Source organism: Pseudogemmobacter hezensis (assembly GCF_013155295.1).
Lineage (GTDB): Bacteria > Pseudomonadota > Alphaproteobacteria > Rhodobacterales > Rhodobacteraceae > Pseudogemmobacter > Pseudogemmobacter hezensis.
Window position 1 is genome coordinate 127,448 of the sequence record NZ_JABJXT010000012.1, and the last position, 24,126, is coordinate 151,573.

General features: G+C 63.3%; 22 protein-coding genes. 15 read left to right on the forward strand and 7 right to left on the reverse strand.

The window, feature by feature from the left end:
• Positions 1-34: 34 nt before the first annotated feature.
• The 11 genes from HOY34_RS14370 (at position 35) to HOY34_RS14420 (ending at position 11,206) form a co-directional block, all read left to right on the forward strand.
• Positions 35-946: a Gfo/Idh/MocA family protein gene (locus HOY34_RS14370; RefSeq protein ID WP_172364026.1), complete on the forward strand. Its 912-nt coding sequence runs from the start codon at positions 35-37 to the stop codon at positions 944-946.
• Positions 947-957: 11 nt separating this feature from the next.
• Positions 958-2,514: an aldehyde dehydrogenase (NADP(+)) gene (locus HOY34_RS14375; RefSeq protein WP_172364028.1), complete on the forward strand. Its 1,557-nt coding sequence runs from the start codon at positions 958-960 to the stop codon at positions 2,512-2,514.
• Between the two features lie 88 nt (positions 2,515-2,602).
• The gene (ytfQ, locus tag HOY34_RS14380; RefSeq protein WP_172364030.1) at positions 2,603-3,559 is read left to right on the forward strand and encodes a galactofuranose ABC transporter, galactofuranose-binding protein YtfQ; all 957 of its coding nucleotides are present in this window, start codon (positions 2,603-2,605) and stop codon (positions 3,557-3,559) included.
• 69 nt (positions 3,560-3,628) lie between these two features.
• Positions 3,629-5,134 carry a sugar ABC transporter ATP-binding protein gene (locus HOY34_RS14385; RefSeq protein ID WP_366926962.1) on the forward strand — a complete coding sequence of 502 codons (1,506 nt, stop codon included), beginning with the start codon at positions 3,629-3,631 and terminating at the stop codon, positions 5,132-5,134.
• Complete coding sequence (locus tag HOY34_RS14390) at positions 5,134-6,147, forward strand: ABC transporter permease (RefSeq protein ID WP_172364034.1); 1,014 nt, start codon at positions 5,134-5,136, stop codon at positions 6,145-6,147. The genes HOY34_RS14385 and HOY34_RS14390 overlap by 1 nt, the downstream gene beginning before the upstream one ends.
• Entirely contained in the window at positions 6,144-7,118 is a 975-nt protein-coding gene (yjfF, locus tag HOY34_RS14395; RefSeq protein WP_172364036.1) for a galactofuranose ABC transporter, permease protein YjfF, read from the forward strand. The genes HOY34_RS14390 and yjfF overlap by 4 nt, the downstream gene beginning before the upstream one ends.
• Positions 7,115-7,948, forward strand: coding sequence for an SMP-30/gluconolactonase/LRE family protein (locus tag HOY34_RS14400; RefSeq protein WP_172364038.1), 834 nt, complete (start codon positions 7,115-7,117; stop codon positions 7,946-7,948). The genes yjfF and HOY34_RS14400 overlap by 4 nt, the downstream gene beginning before the upstream one ends.
• Positions 7,945-8,922 carry an aldose epimerase family protein gene (locus HOY34_RS14405; protein ID WP_172364040.1) on the forward strand — a complete coding sequence of 326 codons (978 nt, stop codon included), beginning with the start codon at positions 7,945-7,947 and terminating at the stop codon, positions 8,920-8,922. Before HOY34_RS14400 ends, HOY34_RS14405 begins: the two co-directional genes overlap by 4 nt.
• A complete protein-coding gene (locus HOY34_RS14410) occupies positions 8,919-9,893 on the forward strand; it encodes a 2-dehydro-3-deoxygalactonokinase (protein WP_172364042.1) in 975 nt (324 codons plus the stop codon). The genes HOY34_RS14405 and HOY34_RS14410 overlap by 4 nt, the downstream gene beginning before the upstream one ends.
• The gene (locus tag HOY34_RS14415; RefSeq protein WP_172364044.1) at positions 9,890-10,510 is read left to right on the forward strand and encodes a 2-dehydro-3-deoxy-6-phosphogalactonate aldolase; all 621 of its coding nucleotides are present in this window, start codon (positions 9,890-9,892) and stop codon (positions 10,508-10,510) included. The genes HOY34_RS14410 and HOY34_RS14415 overlap by 4 nt, the downstream gene beginning before the upstream one ends.
• Before the next feature lie 348 nt (positions 10,511-10,858).
• A complete protein-coding gene (locus tag HOY34_RS14420) occupies positions 10,859-11,206 on the forward strand; it encodes a hypothetical protein (RefSeq protein ID WP_172364046.1) in 348 nt (115 codons plus the stop codon).
• A gap of 41 nt (positions 11,207-11,247) precedes the next feature.
• Here HOY34_RS14420 and HOY34_RS14425 read toward each other — a convergent pair whose 3' ends face one another.
• The 5 genes from HOY34_RS14425 to HOY34_RS14445 all read right to left on the reverse strand — a co-directional run bounded on the left by HOY34_RS14425 (position 11,248) and on the right by HOY34_RS14445 (position 15,989).
• Positions 11,248-13,011 (reverse strand): Na/Pi cotransporter family protein, encoded by a 1,764-nt coding sequence (locus tag HOY34_RS14425; RefSeq protein WP_216654761.1) that lies wholly within the window; start codon positions 13,009-13,011, stop codon positions 11,248-11,250.
• 91 nt (positions 13,012-13,102) lie between these two features.
• Entirely contained in the window at positions 13,103-14,176 is a 1,074-nt protein-coding gene (locus HOY34_RS14430; RefSeq protein ID WP_172364048.1) for a hypothetical protein, read from the reverse strand.
• Positions 14,173-14,841 (reverse strand): RNA polymerase sigma factor, encoded by a 669-nt coding sequence (locus tag HOY34_RS14435; protein WP_216654762.1) that lies wholly within the window; start codon positions 14,839-14,841, stop codon positions 14,173-14,175. The genes HOY34_RS14430 and HOY34_RS14435 overlap by 4 nt, the downstream gene beginning before the upstream one ends.
• A 300-nt stretch (positions 14,842-15,141) precedes the next feature.
• Complete coding sequence (locus tag HOY34_RS14440; protein WP_172364050.1) at positions 15,142-15,492, reverse strand: hypothetical protein; 351 nt, start codon at positions 15,490-15,492, stop codon at positions 15,142-15,144.
• Positions 15,493-15,539: 47 nt separating this feature from the next.
• Positions 15,540-15,989 carry a hypothetical protein gene (locus HOY34_RS14445; RefSeq protein ID WP_172364052.1) on the reverse strand — a complete coding sequence of 150 codons (450 nt, stop codon included), beginning with the start codon at positions 15,987-15,989 and terminating at the stop codon, positions 15,540-15,542.
• A gap of 78 nt (positions 15,990-16,067) precedes the next feature.
• On the opposite strand from HOY34_RS14445, the gene HOY34_RS14450 reads away from it, so the two are divergent.
• The 4 genes from HOY34_RS14450 to cysW are packed head-to-tail and all read left to right on the forward strand — an operon-like array spanning position 16,068 to position 19,883.
• A complete protein-coding gene (locus tag HOY34_RS14450) occupies positions 16,068-17,180 on the forward strand; it encodes a sulfate/molybdate ABC transporter ATP-binding protein (protein ID WP_172364054.1) in 1,113 nt (370 codons plus the stop codon).
• Positions 17,177-18,175 carry a sulfate ABC transporter substrate-binding protein gene (locus tag HOY34_RS14455; RefSeq protein ID WP_172364056.1) on the forward strand — a complete coding sequence of 333 codons (999 nt, stop codon included), beginning with the start codon at positions 17,177-17,179 and terminating at the stop codon, positions 18,173-18,175. The genes HOY34_RS14450 and HOY34_RS14455 overlap by 4 nt, the downstream gene beginning before the upstream one ends.
• Before the next feature lie 8 nt (positions 18,176-18,183).
• Positions 18,184-19,032: a sulfate ABC transporter permease subunit CysT gene (gene cysT, locus HOY34_RS14460; RefSeq protein WP_172364058.1), complete on the forward strand. Its 849-nt coding sequence runs from the start codon at positions 18,184-18,186 to the stop codon at positions 19,030-19,032.
• Positions 19,029-19,883 carry a sulfate ABC transporter permease subunit CysW gene (gene cysW / locus HOY34_RS14465; protein ID WP_172364060.1) on the forward strand — a complete coding sequence of 285 codons (855 nt, stop codon included), beginning with the start codon at positions 19,029-19,031 and terminating at the stop codon, positions 19,881-19,883. The genes cysT and cysW overlap by 4 nt, the downstream gene beginning before the upstream one ends.
• A gap of 39 nt (positions 19,884-19,922) precedes the next feature.
• Here cysW and HOY34_RS14470 read toward each other — a convergent pair whose 3' ends face one another.
• Positions 19,923-21,323, reverse strand: coding sequence for an FAD/NAD(P)-binding protein (locus HOY34_RS14470; RefSeq protein WP_172364062.1), 1,401 nt, complete (start codon positions 21,321-21,323; stop codon positions 19,923-19,925).
• Between the two features lie 1,317 nt (positions 21,324-22,640).
• Positions 22,641-23,780 carry a helix-turn-helix transcriptional regulator gene (locus HOY34_RS14475; protein ID WP_172364064.1) on the reverse strand — a complete coding sequence of 380 codons (1,140 nt, stop codon included), beginning with the start codon at positions 23,778-23,780 and terminating at the stop codon, positions 22,641-22,643.
• Positions 23,781-24,126 lie beyond the last annotated feature (346 nt).

Consider the following 24,126-nt stretch of genomic DNA (forward strand, 5'->3'; position numbering starts at 1 on the left):
GGGCCTGCCCTGCATGCATAAAGGACTGGCACAGATGAAAATCGCCCTCGTCGGCATCGGAAAAATCGCGCTTGATCAGCATGTTCCCGCGCTGAACGCCTCACAAGACTGGGAGCTGGCGGCGACCGTCTCGCGCGCGGGCCGGGTTGAGGGCGTCGAGGCCTATACCGCGATTGCCGATATGCTGGCGGCACGGCCGGATATTGGCGTGGTCTCGCTGGCGCTGCCGCCGGTGCCGCGCTTTGCGGCGGCCTTTGCCGCCCTGGAGGCCGGGCGTCATGTGATGCTGGAAAAGCCCCCCGGTGCCAGCCTGTCAGAGGTGCATGCCCTGCAGGATCTGGCGCAAAAGAAGGGCGTCACGCTTTACACCAGCTGGCACTCACGCGAGGCAGAGGCGGTGGCTGCGGCAAAGGCCTGGCTTGCGGATAAGCAGGTCCTGCGCGGCCATATCACCTGGCGCGAGGATGTGCGCAAATGGCATCCCGGCCAGGACTGGATCTTTGAGGCGGGCGGCATGGGCGTCTTTGATCCCGGCATCAATGCGCTTTCGATCCTGACCGAGATCCTGCCGATGCCAGTGCATCTGACCGGCGCCGATCTGGATTTCCCCGCCAACCGCCAGGCCCCGATCGCGGCGCGGCTGCAATTCGCGCAAAACATCACCGCCGATTTCGATTTTCGCCAGGAAGGGCCGCAGACCTGGGATATGGAGTTTGAGACCGATCAGGGCCATATCGCGCTCCGCATGGGTGGCAATATACTGGAAATAAACGGAAAACCTGCGGGCGGCGAAAATACGATCATGGGCGAATACCCGGCGCTTTATGCCCGCATGGCCGCTTTGCTGCGGGCCGGGGCCAGCGATGTGGACCTTCGCCCGATGGTGCTGGTGGCCGATGCTTTCACGCTGGGCCAGCGCCAGACAACCGACGCTTTTGACTTCTGAAGGACCAGGACATGACCTTCCAGCCGCATGGCAAGCATCTGATCGCAGGCGAATGGATCGCCTCGGATGCAAGTTTCGCCTCATCTCCGGCCTTTGGGCCCGTGCATCGGTTCAGCTCGGGCAATGCCGCGCTGATCGAGCGTGCCGTTCGCGCCGCCGAAGAGGCTTTCGCGGTCTTTGGTCAGACCAGCCGCGAATCCCGCGCCGCCTTTCTTGAGACCGTCGCTGATGAGATCGAGGCCCGTGGCCCGCAGATCACAGAGATCGCCATGCAGGAATCTGGCCTGCCCGAGGCGCGACTGAATGGCGAGCGTGGCCGCACCACCGGCCAGCTGCGGCTTTTCGCCAGCCATATCCGCAAGGGCGATTACCTCGACCGCCGTCACGACCCGGCGCTGCCGGATCGTCAGCCGCTGCCGCGTCCGGATCTGCGCATGATACAGCGGCCCATCGGCCCGGTCGGCGTGTTCGGGGCCTCGAACTTCCCGCTGGCTTTCTCGGTCGCGGGCGGCGATACCGCCTCGGCGCTGGCGGCGGGCTGCCCGGTTGTCGTCAAGGGTCATCCCGCCCATCCCGGCACCTCAGAGCTGGTGGCCGAGGCCTTCCATACCGCGATCCAAAAGACCGGCATGCCTGCGGGCGTGTTCTCGCTGGTTCATGGCGATACACATGAGACCGGGATCGCGCTGGTCACCCATCCGCTGATCCGTGCCATTGGCTTCACTGGCAGCTATCGCGGCGGCAAGGCGCTGTTTGACCTTTGCGCCGCGCGGCCAGAGCCGATCCCCTTCTTTGGCGAGCTGGGCTCGATCAACCCGAATTTCATCCTGACCGAGGCGCTGGCCAACCGGGCTGCGGCTTTGGGCCAGGCCTGGGCCGCCAGCCTGACCATGGGGGCGGGGCAGTTTTGCACCAATCCGGGTCTGGTAATCGTGCAGGCAGGCGCGGGGGCTGAGGCCTTTATCAACGCTGCAAAGGCCGCGCTGGAGGCAACGGCTGCCCAGACCATGCTGACCGATGGCATCGCGCAGGCCTATAACCAGGGTGCGGAAAAGCTGGGCGCGGCTGCGGATACCGTGCTTTCAGGCGGGGCAGAGGCGCGCAAGGCCAGCCCGGTTCTGTTGCGGGCCACCTCGGCCGAATTCCTTGCCCGCCACGCGCTTGGCGAAGAGGTCTTTGGCCCGCTGGGGCTGGTTGTGACCGTCACCGACCCGGCGCAGATGCTGGATCTGGCCCGTCATATTGAAGGCCAGCTGACCGCGACGCTGCATATGGATGCGGGCGATCTGGCGCAGGCGCAGACCCTGATGCCGGTGCTGGAACGCAAGGCGGGCCGGGTTCTGGCCAATGGCTGGCCGACCGGCGTCGAGGTTTGCGACGCCATGGTTCATGGCGGGCCGTTCCCGGCCAGCACGAATTTCGGGGCGACCTCGGTTGGGACGATGGCGATCCGGCGCTTCCTGCGCCCGGTTTGCTATCAGAACCTGCCCGAGGGGCTGCTGCCCGCCGATTTGCTGACCCCGAATCTGCCGACCCCGGATCTGCGGGTGGGGGCGTCGGGCGCGTAACGCCCGCAAAGGATTTGTCCGCGGCGGCAAAGCCGCGGTGCAAAATGCCGGAGGAGGACCGGCTTGTTTTTCACAGGGAGAGAGAAAGATGAAGATCAGAACTTTGCTTGCCAGCACCGCGATCCTGGCATTTGGTGCGACCTCGGCCATGGCCGATAAGGTAATCGGCTTTTCGCAGATCGGCTCTGAATCGGGCTGGCGTGCGGCGGAAACCTCGCTGACGCGGATCCAGTCGGAAGAGCGCGGCTATCAGCTGCAATTCTCGGATGCGCAGCAAAAGCAGGAAAACCAGATCGCGGCGGTGCGCTCTTTCATCGCGCAGGGCGTTGATGCGATCCTGATCGCGCCGGTGGTTGCCACCGGCTGGGATGCGGTGCTGGAAGAGGCCAAAGAGGCCGAGATCCCGGTCGTGCTGCTTGACCGGATGGTTGACAGCGACCCCTCGCTTTACCTGACTGCCGTTGGCTCGAACCTGGTGCATGAGGGCGAGGTTGCGGGCAAATGGCTGGTCGAGGCCGCCGCTGGCAAAGACTGCCGCATCGTGGAACTGCAGGGCACCACCGGCTCCAGCCCGGCGATTGACCGCAAAAAGGGCTTTGAGCAGGGCATCGCAGGCCATGACAATCTGAAGATCGTGCAAAGCCAGACCGGGGATTTCACCCGCAGCCTTGGCAAGGAAGTTATGGAAAGCTTCCTGCAGGCTGAAAATGGCGGCAAGGATATCTGCGCGCTTTACGCCCATAACGACGATATGGCGGTCGGCGCGATCCAGGCGATCAAAGAGGCCGGACTGAAGCCTGGCACCGATATCCTGGTGGTCTCGATCGACGCGGTTCCCGATATCTTCAAGGCCATGGCCGATGGTGAGGCCAATGCCACCGTCGAGCTGACGCCGAATATGGCAGGCCCGGCCTATGACGCGCTTGAGGCTTTCTGGAAAGACGGCACCGAGCCTGCGAAATTCATCCAGACCGAGTCGAAGCTTTACACCCAGGCGGATGATCCGGCCGGCCAGTATGAGGCCCGCAAGGATCTGGGCTATTGATCTGATCACGGGCGGGCCGGACAGCTCCGGCCCGCTGCCTTCCCCATCGTGAAAAGCGGGGTGCTTTTCGTGACGCTTTTATCTATCCGGTCACTGACCAAGACATTTCCGGGCACCAAAGCGCTGGACGGGGTGAATTTCGACCTGCGGGCAGGCGAGGTTCACGCGCTCCTGGGCGAGAATGGTGCGGGAAAATCCACGCTGATCAAATGCCTGACCGGGGCCTATAGCCGCGACGGTGGCTCGGTCACGCTGGACGGGGCTGAAATCGCTCCGCGTTCGACCATAGAGGCCCAGGAACTGGGCATCGGCACGGTCTACCAGGAGGTCAATCTGCTGCCCAATCTGACGGTGGCGCAGAACCTGATGTTCGGGCGCGAGCCGCGTCGCTTCGGGCTGATTTCATCCCGGGGGATGCGGGCGGCCTCGCGGGCGATCTTGCAGCAATATGGGCTGGATCTGAATGTCGACCGCGATCTGGGCTCTTATCCGGTGGCGATCCGCCAGATCATCGCCATCGCCCGCGCGGTAGAACTGTCGGGCAAGGTGCTGATCCTGGATGAGCCGACCGCCAGCCTTGATGCGGCAGAGGTGCGGATGGTGTTTGACGTGGTGCGCGGCCTGCGCGAGCGCGGCCTTGGCATCATTTTCGTCTCGCATTTCCTGGATCAGGTGTTTGACCTGACCGACCGCATCACGGTTTTGCGCAATGGCCGCTATATCACCACCGAGGATACGGCCAGCCTGAACCGGGTCAAGCTGATCGGCCATATGCTGGGGCGCGAGCTGGAAGATGAGGTGCTGCATTCGCGGCCCAAAGATCGCGGCCCGCGCCCGGATATGCTGAAATTCCGGGGCTTTGGCCGCCGTACCGCCGTTGAGCCTTTCGATCTGACGGTGGGCGAGGGCGAAGTTGTGGGCCTTGCAGGGTTGCTGGGATCAGGGCGGACGGAAACCGCCGAGGCGCTTTTTGGCCTGAAGCCCGCCACCAGCGGCGAGGCGCTGGACGCAGGCCGCCGCCTGTCGCTGCGCAGCCCGCGTGAGGCGATTGCGGCGGGCTTTGGCTTCGCGCCCGAGGATCGCAAGACCGACGGCATCGTCGCCGATCTTTCGATCCGCGAGAATATCATTCTGGCGCTGCAGGCGCGGCGCGGCTGGGCGCGGCCCATCGCCCGGGCCGAACAGAACCGCATCGCTGATGACTATATCAAACGCCTCGATATCCGCACGACGGGGCGCGAAAAGCCGATAGGCGAGCTCTCGGGAGGCAATCAGCAAAAGGCGGTGCTGGCGCGCTGGCTGGCGATGAACCCGCGTTTTCTGATCCTGGACGAGCCGACGCGCGGCATCGATGTCGGCGCCCATGCCGAGATCGTGCACCTGATCCACGAGCTGGTCGCCAAAGGCATGTCGCTGCTGGTGATTTCATCTGAGCTGGACGAGCTGGTCGCTGTCGCCGACCGGGTGATCGTGTTGCGCGACCGCCGCCATATAGCGGCGCTTGAAGGCGATCAGATCTCGGGCGAGGCGATCATGCGCGCCATTGCGGGCGACGCGAAAGAGGGGGCAGTCTGATGCCAGAGCTGTTGAAACGTATCGCGCCGCAGCTTTTGGCGCTGGCGGCGCTGGTGGTGCTGATCTCACTTTTCTATCCCGGCTTCCTGTCGGTCACCTATAATGACGGGCGGCTGGTCGGGCCGGTGATCGACATTCTGAAACGCTCGGCCCCGGTGGCATTGCTGGCCGTGGGGATGACGCTGGTGATTGCGACGCGCGGCATTGATCTGTCGGTCGGCGCGATCATGGCGATTTGCGGCGCTTCGGCGGCCTATGCGATCAGCGCGGGCTATGGTCTGCCGGTGGCGTTGATTTACGCGGCCCTGGCGGGGCTGGCCGCAGGGCTGTGGAACGGGGCGCTGGTGGCCTGGATCGGGGTGCAACCCTTTGTCGCCACGCTGATCCTGATGACCATGGGGCGCGGCATCGCGCAGATGATCACCGAGGGGCGGATCCTGACTTTCACCGACCCGGCCTTTGCCTTTATCGGCTCTGGCACGCTTTTGGGCCTGCCGGTGCCGTTCTGGATCTGGGCGGGCACGGCTGTGCTGGTCGCGCTTTTGATGCGCCGCACCGCCCTTGGGCTGCTGATTGAGGCAGTGGGGATCAACCGTCAGGCCTCGGCTGTGGCGGGGGTCAATGCCAATGTGCTGCTGATCGCGGTCTATATGGCGATGGGGCTTTGCGCGGCGCTGGCCGGGCTGATCGTCACCGCCGATATTCGCGGCGCGGATGCCAATAACGCCGGCCTCTGGCTGGAGCTGGACGCCATCCTCGCGGTGGTGATCGGGGGCAATTCGCTTCTGGGCGGGCGGTTCTCTATCGCGGCCTCGGTGACGGGGGCGGTGATCATCCAGACCATCTCTTCGGGGATCCGGCTGGCGGGCTTCCCCTCGGAATACAACCTGGTGATCAAGGCGGTTCTGGTGCTGGTGATCCTGGTGGTCCAGGCCCCCGCACTGATGCGCGAATGGAGCTTCTGGCGCGAAGAGCTGCGCCAGCGACGTGGCCGCAATGGAGGTGCCGCATGAACACCCGCACGCTTCCGCTTTTTGTAACCATCGGGATCTTCCTGCTTGGCTGGGTGATCTGCTGGCTGCAATTCCCGAATATGCTGTCGACACGGGTGATCGGCAATCTTTTGACCGACAATGCCTGGCTGGGGATTGTCGCGGTGGGGATGACGCTGGTGATCCTGTCGGGCGGGATCGATCTTTCGGTTGGATCGGTCATTGCCTTCTCGGGGGTGTTCATCGCCGTCATGCTGCGCGACACCACGCTGCATCCGCTGGTGATCTTTGCGATGGTGCTGGTGCTGACCACGGCTTACGGCGCGGCAATGGGCTGGCTGATCGACGTTCTCGCCATGCCCGCCTTTATCGTGACGCTGGCGGGGATGTTTCTGGCCCGTGGCGGTGCCTATCTTCTGTCGATTGAATCGGTGCCGATCACCCATGAGTTTTTCAAGACCCTGCAGGGCGCCTATTGGCTGATGCCCGGCAAGGGGCGCTTGACGCTGATCGGTGTGCTGATGCTGGTGACGGTGCTGGCGGGCATGATCATCGCGCATAAGACGCGCTTTGGCGCATCGGTCTATGCGCTTGGCGGCGGCGAGGCGACGGCGCGGCTGATGGGGGTGCGTCAGCGCCGCACGACGGTAGTGGTCTATGCCTTTTCCGGGCTGATGGCGGGGCTGGCGGGCATCGTGTTCGCGGTCAACAATGGCTCTGGCTATTCGCTGGCGGCCGTTGGGGCTGAACTCAGCGCGATTGCGGCGGTGGTGATTGGCGGCACGCTGCTGACGGGGGGGGCGGGCTATATGTTCGGCACCCTGATCGGGGTGCTGACCATGGGCCTGATCCAGACCTATATCACCTTTGATGGCCAGCTTTTGTCCTGGTGGATCAGGATCGTGATTGGTCTCTTGCTGCTGGTCTTCATCCTCTTGCAAAAGGGTCTGGTGAAGATTTCTCAGGCAAGACTGGCACGAGGTGAGGCATGACCCCTTTCGACACCCGCATCTGTGAGCTGGGCGAGGGTGCCCTCTGGCACCCCGCGCGCCAGCAGTATTTCTGGTTCGACATCCTCAACCGCCGCCTGCTCAGCCCGGGGAAAGACTGGCGGTTTAAGCGTATGGTCTCAGCCGCGGGCTGGGTCGATGCGGATCATCTGCTGATCTCGGCCGAGGACGGGCTTTTCGTGCTGGATCTGGACAGCGGGGCAGAGACGCGCATCTCGGATACCGGGGCAGACCGCCCCGAGACCCGCTCGAACGACGGGCGGGCTGATCGCCAGGGCGGCTTCTGGTTCAGCACGATGGGCAAACGCGCCGAGCCAGGCGCGGGTGCGATCTACCGCTATTACCTAGGCGAGGTTCGCCCGCTTTTCCAGGGGATCACCATCCCCAATGCGATCAGCTTCGCGCCTGACGGGCAGTTGGCCTATTTCGCCGATACCGCCGCAGGCCTTGTCTGGGCGCAGCCGCTGGATGCGGATGGCTGGCCCAAAGGCGAGCGTCGGATCTTTCTTGATCTGAATGCCGAAGGACTGAACCCCGATGGCGCGACGATCGACAGCGAAGGCGGCCTCTGGATTGCCAAATGGGGCGCGGGCGCGGTGATGCGCTACACGCCTGCGGGCCAGCGCAGCCATGTGGTCAATGTTGGCGGGCTGCATGCCTCTTGCCCGGCTTTTGGTGGCGCGGATCTTTGCGAGATGCTGGTCACCACCGCCCAGGAAGGGATCGAGGCCCCCGATCCGCATCAGGGCCTGCCCTGGCTGGTCAGCCCCGGCTTTACCGGCCTGCCAGAACCGAGGGTGATCCTGGGATGACGACTGAAATTTTCGACCATATGCCCGATGGCCGCCCGGTTCACGCGATCTGGCTGCGCGGGCAAAAGCTTTCGGCGCGGATCCTGACCATGGGCGCGACGGTGCAGGATCTGCGGCTGGCGGGTGTTGCGCATCCGCTGGTGCTGGGTTTTCCGACGCTTGCGCCCTATTTTGGGCCTGGGCTGTACGTGGGCGCGCTGGTCGGGCGGGTTGCCAATCGGATCGGCGGGGCGCGGTTTGCGCTGGACGGGCGGCAGATCCGCGTTGACGCGAATGAGGGCGAAAACCTCCTGCATGGCGGGCGGGACGGCATCCATCACCAGATCTGGCACATCAAAGACCAGGGCCCCGATTACGCCGTTCTGGGCCTTGATCTGCCCGATGGCCATATGGGCTTTCCGGGTGCGCTGCAGATCGAGGCCAGGATTTCGGTCACCGATGACGTGCTGGGCTTTGATCTCAGCGCCACCACCGACGCGCCCACCCCCGTCAATCTGGCGCATCACGGCTATTTCTGCCTTGATGACAGCGGGGATATCCGGGGCCATCAGCTGCAGGTCGCGGCGGATCACTATCTGCCCGTCGATGCCACCCTGATCCCGACGGGCGCTGTCGCCGATGTCAGCGGCACGGCGTTTGACTTTCGCACCCCCCGCGCCATTGCCCCTGCTGGCTATGATCACAACCTTTGCTTTGCGTCAGAGCGCGGCCCCCTGCGCCCGGTCGCCAGCCTGGCCGGGCAGGGCGGGCTAAAGATGCAGATTGAGACCACAGAGCCCGGGCTGCAGATCTATGACGGTCGCCATTTCAGCGGGACCCCGGGCCTTGACGGGCAAAGCTATGGTCCCTTTGCCGGGACCGCGCTTGAGACCCAGGCCTGGCCCGATGCCGTCAACCACCCGCATTTCCCGGACACGATTTTGCGCCCAGGCGAGCGCTATCACGCCACAACCCGCTACAGGTTCACGACATGACCGCATTGAGCGCCGCCGCATTGATCGCCATTGACTGGGGCACCACCAGCTTTCGGGCCTGGGCGCTGGATGCCCAGGGCCAGGTGCTGCGCAGCACCAGCGGCGATCAGGGCATCCTCTCGGTGCGCGATGGCGATTTCGAGGCCAGCCTGGAACAGGCGCTGACCCGGCTGGATGACAGAACCATAGCGATCCAGGTGCCGCTGATCGCCGCCGGGATGATTACCAGCCGCAATGGCTGGGTCGAGACACCCTATCTGCCCTTGCCGTTGGATGCCGCCGCCCTTGCCGGGGCGCTGAGCCCGCATCAGACCAGCCGTGGCAGGCGGATCCATTTCGTGACCGGGGCCTCTTCGGATATGGATGGTGACTTCCCCGATGTCATGCGCGGCGAGGAAACCGAGGTGATCGGCCAGGTTGCGTCAGATCAGGCTGGCCAGCGTCAGACAGCGGGGCAAAGGCTTTTCGTGCTGCCGGGCACCCATAGCAAATGGGTGCGGGTGACAGCGGGAAAGATCACCGCCTTCCAGACCTGCATGACCGGCGAGGCCTTTGCGGTGCTGCGGGACCACTCGATCCTGGGGCGTCTGATGGATGCGGGGGCGCAGACCGGCGCAGACCCGGGGGCCGCTTTTGAGCGGGGCCTTGCTGCAGGTCGGGGCGAGGGGGCTTTGATGGCGCGCGCCTTCTCTGCCCGCAGTCTTGCGCTGGCGGGCAGCCTGGCCCCCGGGGAAATCGCCGACTACCTGTCAGGGCTGCTGATCGGTGATGAGATCCGCGCGGGTCTTGCCCAGGGGATGGGTCTTGCCGGGGGCGCGGATCAGGCGGTCACCATCATCGGCCGCGGAGATCTGGCGGAACGTTACGCCCGCGCTTTCGCCGCCTTTGGCATCGCCGCCGCAATCGCGCCCCAGGGGATGAACCGGCGCGGGCTTTTCGAAATCGCAACCAAAGCAGGGCTGATCGGATGAAAACTTTCAAAGAGGCCTTTGCCGCCTGCCCGCTGGTGGCGATCCTGCGCGGCATCACCCCTGACGAGGCCGAAGCCCATAGCGCCGCCCTGATCGAGGCTGGATTCACGCTGATCGAAGTGCCGCTGAACTCGCCTTCGGCGCTGCAAAGCATCCGCCTTCTGACCGCGCGGTTTGGCGATCGCGTGGTGATCGGCGCGGGCACCGTGCTGACGCCTGCCGATGTTGATGCTGTGACTGCTGCGGGCGGGCGGCTGATCGTTGCCCCGAATTTCTCGCCAGAGGTTGCTGCGGCCACCCGTGCGGCGGGGCTGATCTATGGGCCAGGCGTCGCAACCGCGACCGAGATCTTTGCCGCGATTGCCGCCGGGGCTGATTTCCTGAAGCTGTTCCCCGCCGAGATCATCCCGCCTGCCGCCGTCAACGCCTTTCGCGCAGTTGTTCCCGCGGCGGTGCCGATGCTGGCCGTGGGTGGGATCAGCCCTTCCACGATGGCCGCATATCGCAAGGCTGGGGCGGCAGGATTCGGCCTTGGCTCTGGCCTTTTCCGGCCAGGCCAGTCCCCGGCAGAAACGGCAGCTAAGGCGCATGATTACATCAGCGCGCTTGCGGGTTAAGAGGCCAGACTGCCGCGTCTCAGAAGTGTTGCGTCATGGTGCTGGCTGCTCAGGCCTGACGCTGCAAAAGGCCAGAAAAACAATATCCGGCAGGCTCTGTCCTGGGAAGCAGGCAGCCAGGCATCCATGCTGTAAGCGATACTGGCCGGGAACGATCACCTTCGGTGTGGTTTCACCTGCCAGGAGCCGGGCAGAAGCGGCCCCGGAGCGGATCGCTAAAATATATTCCAAATAAGTTGATAATTCTCTTCTTTGCCTTCTTTAGGCCACAGATCACGGGAAAACTACCAGGAGTTGAACGACCCTCGACATCTGCAAAGGATGCTCTGACATAGGAAGGATGCAGTTATGGCTGCTGTTCTCATGATTTTGAGTGGTTTCCTTGGTTTTGTTGGCGCCATTTTGGCATGGTATCTTGATGGTGGGCTGATTGTGATGGGCCTGGCCTATGCAGTCAGCGGCAATGTCAGCTTTCTTATTCTTACGGCGCTATTCGCGGCGCGTAACTCTGATACCCCGCCGGCGGATTATCTCGAAGAATATGAGGCCGATCTGCAGGCATTGCTGGAAGAGCGCTATCAGCGCATGATGCGTGCGCCCAATTATGGCCATGCCTATTGGGCCCCGCTGCTGCGTCGGGTCGTCACCGAAGGCAGTGCAATTCCGGCCCGCGAACGTCGCCTGTTTCGCGCCTGACACCGGGCCCGGGTTCTGATCCGGGCCTGAATAGCGGTCTGTCAGCTGGCAGCGGGCGGCCGGGCAGGATGCGCGGGGCTTGTATCCGCAGCGGCTGGCCCGATATCGCGTCCGGTCTCGCGCAGCCTGCTTTCGCGCAAAAGGCCGCGATCATCCAGGATCGGATGCGCAACCGTCACCAGATGGGCGTTGATCCGTTTCAGATCGCGCAGGATGTCCAGATGCAGCGATGAGGTGCGGATGCTTTCGCGCCGCCCTTCTTGCAGGCGCTGCAGATGGTTTTCAGCCGAGCGCCGCTCGACATGGCGGACGCGCTCTTTGATCTCCATCAGCTGACGCGCAAGGTTCAGATCATGGCTGACCAGCACCGTCTGGGCGATCCGCAGGTTTTGCAGCGTGATATCAAAAAGTTCGCGCAGCTCTGCCACGCCATCCGCTGAGAATGTCAGACCATTGTCGACCTTTTTCCAGACCGCCTCAGCAAGGCCCTTCTCGATAATATCGCCGATATGTTCCAGGTTGATCGCGTAATCCATCAGATTCATCGAGCCAGAGGCCTCGGCCTCGCTCAGCTCTGAGCGATTCAGTTTTGAGAGGTAGAGCTTCACCTCTTGCTGCAGGCGGTCAACCTGGCCCTCAAGCGCCTGGATCCCGGCCAGAGGGCTGCGGGTATTGCTTTCAAAGGCGCTGATGGTGCGCATCAGCATGGTCTCGATCAGATCGCCGATCCGCAGCACCTCGCGCATGGCAGAGGCCAGGGCCAGGGCGGGGGTGGCCAGCTCTTTCTCGGCGATGAACTCGGGGCCGAATTCGAGGGTCGGATCATCGGGGATCAGCCGCTCCATCAGGCGCGACAGCAGACCAGACAGTGGCCAGACCAGCAGGCCCAGCACCAGGTTATAGCCCAGATGGATGTCAACAGGCAGCATCGCCGGGGGCAGCTGCAAAAGCGAAAGCCAGGCCGCGATCTGTTCGGCAAAGGGCATCACCGCCAGTGCGCCCAGCACCCGCACCCCCAGATTGCCCCACATCACCCGGCGCGTGGCGGCAGGCGCATGCATTGTCGCCAGCACCGGCATGACAGCGCCGCCGATATTTGCGCCCAGAACCAGCGCGAAAACCAGCGGGATGCTGAGCATATCGCCATGCGACAGCGTCAGGATCAGCACCACGACCGCCAGCGAGGATGAGGAAATCAGCGCAAGCACGGCGGCAAAGATCAGCGCCACCGGCAGCGCATTGTCCAAAAGACCGATAAAGGCCAAAAGCGCCGGATGGCTGCGCAAAGGCTCGGTCGCGGCGCTGAGATGGTACAGCGACAGCAGCATCAGCCCGATACCGATCAGCGCATTGCCGCCGCCTTTGGTGATATTGCTGTCACGGCTGCGGCGGATCACATAGCCGATCAGCAAAAGCGCAGGCGCAATCACCGCCGTGCCCGCCGCCACCAGCCAGGCGGTCACGGCCGTGCCGATATTCGCGCCCAAAAGCACGATCTGCGCGGCCGTGCCCGCGACCAGACCGCGCCCGACAAAAGAGGCGATCATCAGCGCGGTCGCGGTTGAGCTTTGCAGGAAAACCGTCACCACAAGGCCGCTGAGAAAGGCGCGAAACGGCCCCGAGGTGCCCGCATGCAAGCCCTTGCGCAGCTTTGGCCCAAAGGCCAGCGTCACCCCGTCTTTGACCAGCGCCAGGCCAAACAGCAAGAGGGCGACCGCGCCGCCCAATCCGATCATGACAGAAACCGAGCCCAAAATGCCTGCCTCTTTGCAGATCAGCCGCGCCGTCCGGGATTGGCGGCGCATTTCGCCGATCCGCCGAATGTAACGATTTTATGACACTTGGCAAATGATATGCCTTCCGGCGCCGCAGACATGCCCTGCGCCAGAGGCATTTTCAGTTGGCTGCGGGCAGTTGCGTCAGCATTCCCTCAACCTGGCCGGGGGTGACTGCATCCTTCAGCAGTCGGGTCAGGGTGCTGTCATAGAGGATCTCGTCATCGCCGATGCGGAAGATCTGCCAGGCGTCCACGCCATCTGCCACGCCCATGATCACGAAGAAGGCCGGCAGATCCTGACGCGGTTTCAGAACGAACATCCGGGTCATGTCAAACCGGGTTCCGGGCGCGACCGCATCTGTGGGGATACGCAGGTTGCCCGAATCCCGCTCCAGCCAGAAGCCGCTTTCATCGCCAGAGAAGGTAAAGCCCAGCCCACCTGAAAATACCGCATCCGGCGCAGGCAAGCGCAGGCTGACCTGCGCCGGATCCCGGTTCAGATCCCGGTTCAGGTCCGGGGGGCGCAGGCCAGGCTGTCCGCCGATGCGGGGCAGGGTGGTGCCGCTGATGCGCTCGGCCCCGCTGGCCTGTATGTCTGCGGCACCAAAGCTGTCGCTGCCGGATGCAGGGGCGCTGCGCTCTGGCTTTGCGGCGGCAAACCGGGAGAGAGAGTCATCCAGGGGCGCAGGTTGAATGGGGCTGGCCACTTCTGACTGGCCCACTTCGGACTGAACAGGGCTGGACGGCGCTTCTGCGGAAGCAATTGCAGTTACGGGTGGGGCCGCGGTCACAGGTGCCGCCGGACGCGCTGGCGGGGCAGGTGGCGCGGGTGGTGCACCGGCCAGGACAGAGACATCGGCGGGGGCAGGGGCAATCGGTGCCAGGGGGGGCTGATCACTCTCGGCCAGAAGACTCTCTCCTCGGCCCGCACGCTCTGGCAAAAAGGCGATCGCAGCCAGCCCGGCGACCGAGAGGCTGCCGATAAGGCCGGTTGAAACAAGACCGATCCGGTCGCGCAGCCAGCCGAGCAAGCCGGTTTTCACCTGGCCTGCCGGGGCATGTGCCGCACCGGGCAGGCCCGCGCTGGCAAACCGCGCCCGCGCCAGCGCGATATCGGCCCGCATCCGCGCCGGATCGGCGGCAGGCAGGCTGAGGCGCGACAGCGCGTCGAGGGGGTCTTTTTCCGTGCTCACAGCACCCCCCTCAGTGATTTGCGCGCCTGGTGGATGTGCCAGGAGATGGTGACTTCTCTGCAGCCCATGACGCTTGCAGCCTCGCGCTGGCTGAGGCCCTCACCATGCACCAGCAGGATCGCATCGCGCTGTTTTTCGGGAAGCGCGCGCACCGCCCGCCAGATATCAGAAAGATGCAGCGCCTCTTCCTGATCGCCCTGGTGGAACTCTTCGCTCAGCAGGGCGGCGGCCGCCACCAGCCTGCCACGACGGTTGACGGCCCGCTGATGATCGCGCACCGCATTCAGCGTGACCCGGTAAAGCCAGCTTTGAAACGGCGCACGGCCGTCGAAGCTGCGGATCGTATCCGCCAGGCGCATGCAAACCGACTGTGTGACATCCTCGGCATCGGCGCGATGCCCCAGCCAGCGGCAGGCAACCCGGGTGATAAAGGGGTAATAATGCGTCAGCAGCGCCTCGAACGCCCCGGCATCACCGCGAATCGTGCGCTGCACCAGCCAGTCGGGGCCAGAGCCATGGCCTCCGGTCTGGGCCGTTTCTGTAATAGCCGCAGCCTCTGTCACGGCGGCTGCGGTGCCCGCCTCGCATGCAGCCCCCTGCGGGCCACCGGCCATATCCTGACCAGAGCCAACCCGCGCTGTGATGGGCCCATCGCCAAAGATCATCCGCTTCCGTCTCAGAGCCGAATACGCGCGCAGAAAAGCACGTTTTGCCGCCCAGGCGCAACCATCCCATTGCCCGGAAAGGTCAATGGGCGGCCAGAGGGGCCGGGGAAGCGCAGAGCGGGTCATCGGTATCATCAAAGCGGAACAGATCGTTGCAGCGCCCCCTGACAGTAAGAAGGCCGGAATAAAGATGGTGCCATAAGACACAGTCGCAAGGCAAAGCCCTGGTCAGGAATCGCCTGGTGGCAAAAAGATCGGCGCTTTGTTGCCTGCACCGGCCTGCAGCGCCCCTGGCTGCGGTCAGTCATACTGAATATGGGTAACCCAGCCCGAAAGATTGATCCCCGGCTCTGCCGCAAGGCGCGCGGCCAGCGGGCCAGGATCACGGCCACCATCAACCAGCAGACACGTGACGCCCCCGGCCTGATTGCAGCGCAAGGCCTTTAACCCCAGCCCGGCCTCGCTGAAAATTTCAGCCAGCCGCCCCAGCCCGTTCCAGCTGGCATCAAGCGTCAGATCGGCCTCGAATACCAGGGTTTTGCCCGGAAATGTCTGGCGCAGATCATTGATCGAACTGACCGGGATCACAGAGCCTGCCGGGCTGGCAGATGCGGCGACAGGTTTGCGAATCGCATTCGCGTTATTGGCCATTGGCCCCTCCGAATAACAATGTCGAAGGGCTGAATGGCGCCTTCGCTTTAGCTGCATTTTTTTCGCGCCCGCAATCTGAGCTTCAAATCGGCGCGTTCCTGTAGTGCGCTTTCGCTAGCAGCAACGCGGCCCTTGGTCAAGATTTCCGGCGGGGCAGGTGGCAGCATCAGGCAGGTGGCAGGGCTGGCAGAGCGATTTGCGGGGGCAGGCGGCCAGCCTTGCGCCGTGACAGCATAAATATTCTCTTTAATGCCGGATTTTGCGGGCATATCTGACGCATTGCTGAGAAATGTGAAATTGCCGCGGCTGTCAGCGCCCTGTATACAAATGGCGACAATACAGGTCGAGTATAATGCCCTTTCCGCCCCGCCATTCTGAAAAAGGAACGCCGTCGCAGGCATCTGCGCGGCGGCAGGGGAATTATTTACTGCCAGAGAACAAAACCACCAGCAAAGCCCATGTGACACCCGGCCATTTGGAATTTCATTCCTCGGCATCGGGGCATCCGGCCCGATTTGTTTCTTGCGCCGCAAGAGTGCAACAGGCACAGAGACCTGTCGGAATCGGAGACCGGAATGGCCATTGAAATCGCAGGTCTGCGCAAAAGCTTTGCCCGCAATGAGGTGCTGAAGGGGATCGATCTTGAGGTCCGCGACGGCGAGCTGATCGCTTTGCTGGGCCCGTCGGGGTCAGGAAAAACCACACTTTTGCGCATCATTGCGGGCCTCGACTGGCCTGATTACGGCAAGCTGGAGGTTGACGGCACCGACTGGCTGGCGATTGCGGCGCGCGATCGCCGGATCGGTTTCGTCTTTCAGCATTACGCGCTGTTTCCGCATATGACGGTGCGCAAGAATATCGCCTTTGGTCTGACGGTGCGGCCGCAAAAGACCCGGCCTGACGCTGCGGCGATTGCGGCGCGGGTGGATGAGTTGCTGCAATTCCTGCAGATCCCGCATCTGGCGGACCGTCTGCCGGGGCAGCTTTCGGGCGGGCAGCGCCAGCGGGTGGCCCTTGGTCGGGCGCTGGCGATCGAGCCGCGCGTTCTCTTGCTGGATGAGCCCTTTGGCGCCCTGGATGCCGCCGTGCGCCGCGATCTGCGGGCCTGGCTGCGCTCGGTCCATGATGCCTCGGGGTCGACGACGATCTTCGTCACCCATGACCAGGACGAGGCTTTCGAGCTGGCCGACCGTGTCGTCATCATGGGTGAGGGCAAGATCGAACAGATCGGCACCGCTGACCAGATCCATGATCATCCGGCCTCGCCCTTTGTGGCCCGTTTCATGGGGGCGACGATTGAGCTGCCTGTCACAGTGACGGCGGGCCGGGCATCCGCCCCGGGCATCGACGCCGCGCGGCTGGAGCGGCGGGCCTTTGCCGATGGCCCTGCCACGCTTTTCGTGCGTCCGGGCGATCTGACGCCGATTGCCGATCCGGCAGGGCTTTGGCGGGTGAAGCATGTCAGCTCGACCGGGGCGGTTTTGCGCCCGGTTCTGAGCGGCCCCGGCGGCCAGGAGATCACCGTCGAGGTCCTGCGCCGCGCCGCTGACACCCTTACCCCCGGCCAGACCGTTCTCTTGCGGGTCGAGGCTGGCACGCTTTTCCCTGATACGCTCTCTGGCCGATCCGGCCACAGCCAGCCCGTTCCCGAACAGAAACCCGTTCCCGTCAAGGAGACACAGATATGAGCCTTATCTCAAACCTGCGCGCCGCTGCGGCGGTGCTGGTGCTGAGCACCGCGCCTGCGCTGGCCCAGGACAAGATCCTGAACGTCAGCTATGACATCGCCCGCGAATTGTTCGAAGCGCTGAACCCCGTTTTCGCTGCCGACTGGAAGGCGAAAACCGGCCGTGACGTGACCATCGACCAAAGCCATGCCGGTTCCTCGGCCCAGGCGCGCGCTGTGCTGGAAGGCCTGCCCGCCGATGTGGTCACCTTCAACCAGGAAACCGATATCGACACCCTCGTTCAGGGCGGTCTGGTGCCGGAAAACTGGCGCGAGCTGTTCCCGAACGGCGCCTCGCCCTATTACTCGCTGCCCGCTTTCCTTGTCCGCAAGGACAATCCCAAGGGCATCAAAGACTGGAACGACCTGACCCGCGAGGACGTGAAAGTGGTTTTCCCGAACCCGCGCACCTCGGGGAACGGGCGTTACACCTATCTGGCGGCCTATGCCTATGCGCTTGACGCGAATGGCGGCAACCAGGAAGAGGCCCAGGAATTCATCACCAAACTCTTCGCCAATGTGCCGGTGTTTGACACGGGCGGCCGCGCTGCCACCCAGACCTTTGCCGAGCGTGAAATCGGCGACGTTCTGATCACCTTTGAGGCTGAAACCGCAGGTATCGCCGCGCAATATGCCGATAAAGAGTTTGTCCGCGTGACGCCTTCGGTTTCGCTCTTCGCCGCCTTCCCGGTGGCCGTCGTGGCCGCGAATGCCGAGAAGAATGGCTCGACCGAGGTCTCAAACGCTTATCTCAGCTGGCTTTATACCCCTGAGGCCCAGAAAATCCTGGCGCAAAACCACTACCGGGTGACCGATGCCAGCGTCGCCGCCGAGTTCAAAGAAAGCCTGCCCGAGGTGAAACTGGTCACCGTCAATGAGGCCTTTGGCGGCTGGGCGAAGATCCGTGAAGAGCACCTCTCGGAAGGTGGCATCCTCGAAACGCTGTTCAACAACTGATCTGACACATGACAACCGCTTCTGCCCGTATCCGGCCAAAGCGCGTTCTGCCGGGGTTCACACTGAGCCTCGGCACCACGCTTTTATACCTGACGGTGATCATCCTGATCCCGATTGCTGCGCTGGTGCTGACCGGCGCCGGCATCGGGTGGGAGCGGTTCTTGCGCTTCGTCACCTCGAATTCTGCATTGAATGCCTTTCGCGTGACGCTTGTGGCGGCTGGGATCGCCACGCTGATCAATGCGTTCTACGGGCTGTTGATGGCCTGGGTTCTGACGCGCTACGAATTTCGCGGCCGCGTCATTCTGGACGGGCTGATGGATATCCCCTTCGCCCTGCCGACAGCTGTGGCCGGGCTGGCGCTGACAGCGCTGTTCTCAGCGAATGGCTGGTTCGGTGGCCCGCTTGAGGCTGCAGGCTTCCAGGTTGTCTATGCGCTGCCGGGCATCATCATCGCCATGGCCTTCACCTCGATCCCTTTCGTGGTTCGCGCCGTGCAGCCGGTACTGGAAGATCTGGATCCGGCGATTGAAGAGGCGGCAAAGACGCTGGGCGCGACGCCATGGCAGGTGTTCTACCGGGTGATCCTGCCCGCGATCCTGCCTGCCTGGCTGGGCGGCTGCACGGTTTCCATGGCGCGTTCGCTGGGCGAATTTGGCGCGGTGGTTTTCATCGCGGGCAACCTGCCCGGGCAGACCGAGATCGCCTCGCTTCTGGCCTTTATCCGCATCGAAGAGGACAATTATGCAGGCGCAGCGGCGATTGCGCTGGTGCTTTTGTGCATGGCGCTTTTGCTTTTGCTCTTGTCCAACCTGTTCCAGATCCGGGCAGCCCGCTACCGGGAGGGCGGTAAATGATCAGCGCAGAAGAACAGATCGCCGCCAGCCGCCATCTGGCCACAAAAAGCGGGCAGGGTGTGCAGCGTTTTCTGATTGGTCTCGCGGTGGTGCTGACGGCGGTGATGATTGTCGCGCCGCTGGCCTATATCTTCCGCCGCGCTTTTGCCGATGGGGTCGGCCCCTATTGGGCGGCGATCACCACGCCTGACACGCTGCATGCGATCTGGCTGACGGTGATCGTGACCATCGTGGTCGTGCCGGTCAACGTCGCTTTCGGCATCGCCGTGGCCTGGGTCGTGGCCCGCTTCCGTTTTCCGGGGCGCGGGCTTTTGATGACGCTGGTCGAGATTCCCTTCTCGATCTCGCCGATCATTGCCGGGATCTGCTACCTTTTGCTTTACGGACGCCGCGGGATCCTGGGCCCTTTCCTGCAAGAGCACAATATCACCATCCTCTTCGCGCTGCCGGGGATCATCCTGGTCACCATGTTCGTGACCGCGCCCTTCGTCGCCCGCGAGGTGCTGCCCCTGATGCTGGCCAAAGGGTCTGAGCAGGAAGAGGCTGCCGTTACCCTTGGTGCAAAAGGCTGGCAGGTGTTTCGCTATGTGACGCTGCCTGGGATCCGCTGGGCGCTGCTCTATGGCGCGGTCCTGTGTTCTGCCCGCGCGGTGGGCGAGTTCGGCGGCGTCTCGGTCGTGTCGGGGCGCACGCGCGGGCAGACCAATACGCTGCCTTTGCAGGTTGAACAGCTGTTCAATGACCTCAATACCGGGGTTGCCGCCTTTGCCGCCGCCTCGACACTGACGGTGATCGCCATCATCGCGCTTTTCGCCAAGGCGCTGCTGCAGGCCCGGGCCCCGCATAACTGAAATGCTGGGTCTGCGAATACAGGGTCTGCGGCGGTCTGATTACGCCGCTGTGGCCCCGGCTTTTTCCGCGATGAAGCGGGCCATTTGGCCGGCCTGAACGCGAATGTCGGGAATGGCGGTGATTTCCCAGAACATCGCCCGCGACACCGGGCCAAGCGCGAACAGCCGGTCCGAGGCTGTGCCGTCCTGGCCGATCAGCCGCGCCTCGACGGTCACCTCAAACCCAAGGCGCAGCGGATCAACCCGCGCCGCACCCTCGGCCAAAAGCCCGGCCATCAGGGGTGTGGCGTTCTTCTCAGGGTCATTGCGGATGCCCCGGCAATCGATGATCCGCCCCAGGGATATGGTTTGCGGCAGGGCGCTGCCGCGCGGCTGGATCACGGCGCGAACCTCTTTGCCCGTGCCAGGCTCTGCCCGCAAAAAGGCGGCGCGTTTGATCACCAGGCGGGTGCTGTCAATCGCGGCCTCCAGCCGTGCGGCAGAGGCGGGGGGGATGCGGTGGCGATGCACCTCCCACCAGGTTGCGGCATGGCGCAAAAAGCGTTTGCGCTGATCGATGCTCATGTTTTGCCAGATCCGGCTGACCCATGGCCGCACCCCATCAACCGCCGAGCGCCAGCTGCCGCCTTCGGCATCCGCGCGGGTCGCCAGCTGACGGAACCAGTGCAAAAGCTGGCTGATCGGGGCCCCGAATGGCACCTCTTCCGCCGGGATTTTCAGCGGCGCACCCGGCCCGTGGCTGCGGGGCAAAAGGCCCCGGCGAGAGATCGCAGTGATCGGCCCCCGATGGCCCGCTCTCTCCAGTGACAGAACCTGATCGACCATCGACAACCCGGTGCCGATGATCATTACCGGCGCATCGGCATCGGGCGGCGCGGTAATCGACCAGGCCCCGGAGATCAGCCCCGAGGGATCCTCTTTCGGCACCACATGGCCGGTGGCCAGCACCGCATAGGCGCCCTTCAGCTGCCGCCCGTCATCGAGGGTAACCTTGACGCCGCCCTCCCGCTCGCTGAGGCCAAGACAATTTGCCTTGATGCACACCAGCCGCCCCGAGGCCGTCCAGGGCGCCAGCAGGCACGACAGATAGCTGCCATAGGTGGCGCGTCCGACAAAGCTGTCAGCGTCATAATCGCCGCCATCCGGCCCCTCTTGCCCCTGCTTTTGCAGCCAGTGCAGGAAGTGATCGGGATCTTCCGGGAAGGCGCTCATATTATGGACGCGGGTGTTCAGAAGATGGTCGGGATCGCTGGTGGAATAGGCGATGCCGCAGCCCAGAAGGTGCCGCCCCTCGACCACGGTCACCCGCAGATCGGTGTCCTGGCGCAAAAGATTGGCCGCAAAAAGCACGCCGCTGGCCCCGCCGCCGATCACCAGAACATCGCGCCAGCCCTCTTCCCGCGGGAAGGGCTCGGATCGGGTCGCGGGTGTATAGCTCATGGTGGCTCCGTCGTTATCCACTGGCTGATCGGTCGGCTCCGGCGCGTATAAAAGCGGGCACGGCGACTCTGACAAGGTTCCATATTACCACAGAAAGTCAGAAAAATATTCCGCATCACGAACCGTGCCGGGAAAATATATCTGTCGCAGCCTGGTGGCAAAGAGAATATTTCTGCGCTGAGATCACTTACCGGGGATGCAATCCTCTAAGCCGCAGCGCAGTCAGGCTCCTGGGGCGCATACCAGACCAATGCGCCGGTCGCCTGGGTTTTGCGCCTTTCGCTCTGGCTGAGGCGATCGGCGCCCCTCTGGTTCGCCCTCTGCGATTTCCGCAAAGACCGCCGGACAGCCGCCCGCCGGGGGCATGTTTCGGCAGCACCAGCACCCTCAACAGGTACAGCCAGTAGCTTAAATCATTTTGAAATCAATCGCGGCACCCGCTGACAGCGCTGCTTGGGTTTCTTACAACCCGCCACAACCTAAACGGGGCGCGGATATTTAATTTGGCCCGGTGGGCAGATTGGTCGCGGCAAAAGATACATAATCATAATTATGCGGATATTATTTGCTTAAAGGCTTCTGATACGCAAAAACCGCGGCCCTTGGCTCCTTATGTCCTCGGCCTTTTGATCGCGGGCATCCTCTATGTCTTTCCTGATGCCAGGCCTATCGCTTGCGGCCTCGGCGCGGTTGCTTCCCTTCACGGTGTCCTGATGTCTCTCGGTCCCGCGCTCGCAGGCGCTGCTGGCTCACTTATTGGCGGCCTTTTGGGCGGCAAGAGTAAGCCTTACGAGATGACGCCAGATTTGGGACGCCGCTTGCGGCGCTCGTCTGGCTTCTGACGACTACGGCTTTAACTCCCTGCCCCTTCTCGGGATCGCCAACGCCTCTGCCGTTCGCGGCAATGAGGGCGCGTGTTGTCTCAATCCGTCAGCATCGAACCTGACCCGATCGCGGGGCGGATGGCATACCATGCGCCGTTCCGTTCGCGAGGGCTGGAAGGCCGCCGGCTACCCCCGCTGCTGCGCGGCGGACCGCCTGGCATCGGCAAAAGTCATTGGGCCCGCAAGCCCTGTGATCTGCTCACTGCACCGGACATGGCGCGGGCAGCGAGGAGGCCAGCTTTGGGCTGATGGGCAGTCAGCGCGGCTGAGGCGGCACTGAGCCGGGGTGCCTTGTCTGGACGATACTGCGCACCGCGGTCGCGAGGCGCATCGTGATGCGGGGCCCCATCGCATTCGATGCGATGAGGTGGTGCCCGGGGCGTTCAGGATCGAAGCAGGCCCGATCTGGCTCTGGCCGTGTTGGCTGTGCAGTTCAGACCGGGGCAAGTGCACCACGGGCCAGCGCGACCAGCTCGGCCTGGCGATGCAGCCCTGTCTTCTCATAGATCCGCAGCGTATGGGTTTTCAGAGTGCTGGGTGCGATACCAAGTTCCTCGGCAATCTGCCTGGCAGACTGACCTGTGCAAAGCCGCTGCAGGATCTGGGTCTCTGCGCCTGTCAGCGCGTAAAGAGACGCGAGGGCCTCCAGTGCAACCGATCTGTCGCGCGTGGACGGACCCGCAAGGAAAAGCATGCATTGCGCGCCGGCCATTCCGGACCTGTCGGTAAGCGGCAGTACATGCGCGACCCATGGCTCATTCTGTGCATCCGTAAAGGCAGTGCCAAAGGGGCTGGCCTGAGCAGGCTCCTCGCATGCGCTGACCGAAAGCAGCGCCTTTCTGACGCGGCGCTGCGCCTCCGGGTCCGTCAGGATAAGGGTGCCGTTGGCCACCCTGAGAATGCCGCATTCCGCGATAACCTTCTCTGCCGCACGATTGTGGAAATGCAGTTTCAGATCGCTGTCGACCATGAAGAGGGGAACGCTGATATTGTGCAGCGCGGTTTCCAAACTCGTCTGACGGATCTGTTGCAGTTCCAGCACACGGCTTACGGCTATTGCGCGTTGCAGATGTGGCACCAGAAGCCGCATGATCTCAATCTCGCGCGGGCCGACCAGCCCATGGCTTTCATGACGGTTGAAACCGATGGTCCCCAGCGTGGTCTTATCGCGTGTCAGCCCCACGGCAATCGCATCGACGAACCCCTGCGGCCGATTGAAGCCGAGATGAAATGGATCATCGCTGTCCCCGGAAATCGCAACCGGATTGACCGCCGAAAGCACCGCCGGTTCCTCAAGCGGCATATTCCGCACAACGGCATCACCGCCCCAAAGCGAAACCAGCCCGTCCGAGAATTCGTGCAACCGCCCCAGCCAGGCAGGATCAAACCCGGTCGCAGAGGCCAGCAAAGGCTGGCCCGTTTCCAGATCGATCAGGCTGACAACGCCGGTGCGAAGATCAAGCTCATCGCAAATCGCGGCCATCGCCTCAGACCAAAGCGCGGGATCAAGGGCGCAATCGTAAATCCTGGCGATCAGAGCAGAAAGGCTTTCCGGGGAGATATATGAATCCATATGGCGAAATCCAGGTCAGTCTCGCCATATTCATGCCTGTGCTCTGCGTCCTGGCAAGAAAAATCGACCTCTGCCGCTTGTCTGAAACAGCGGAGGTGTCAGTATTCCAGGAGTTTGCCGCCTTTGGAAAGCGCGATCATCACACCGCAGCGATCCCCTGGCTTCAGCTCTTTGCGGGGTGCGCGGCTCTGTTGCGCAAATTCCGTGAGGGGTTCAACGGGCTTTGTTGCGCTATTCGGCTTGGGGGCGCAGATACCCCTTTCCCGGTTATCTTCAGCGCATGCGGACGGTCTCGGGCGTTCCGAGTGATGTGAAGCGGTTCATGAGTGCGATGCGGATCTGAACC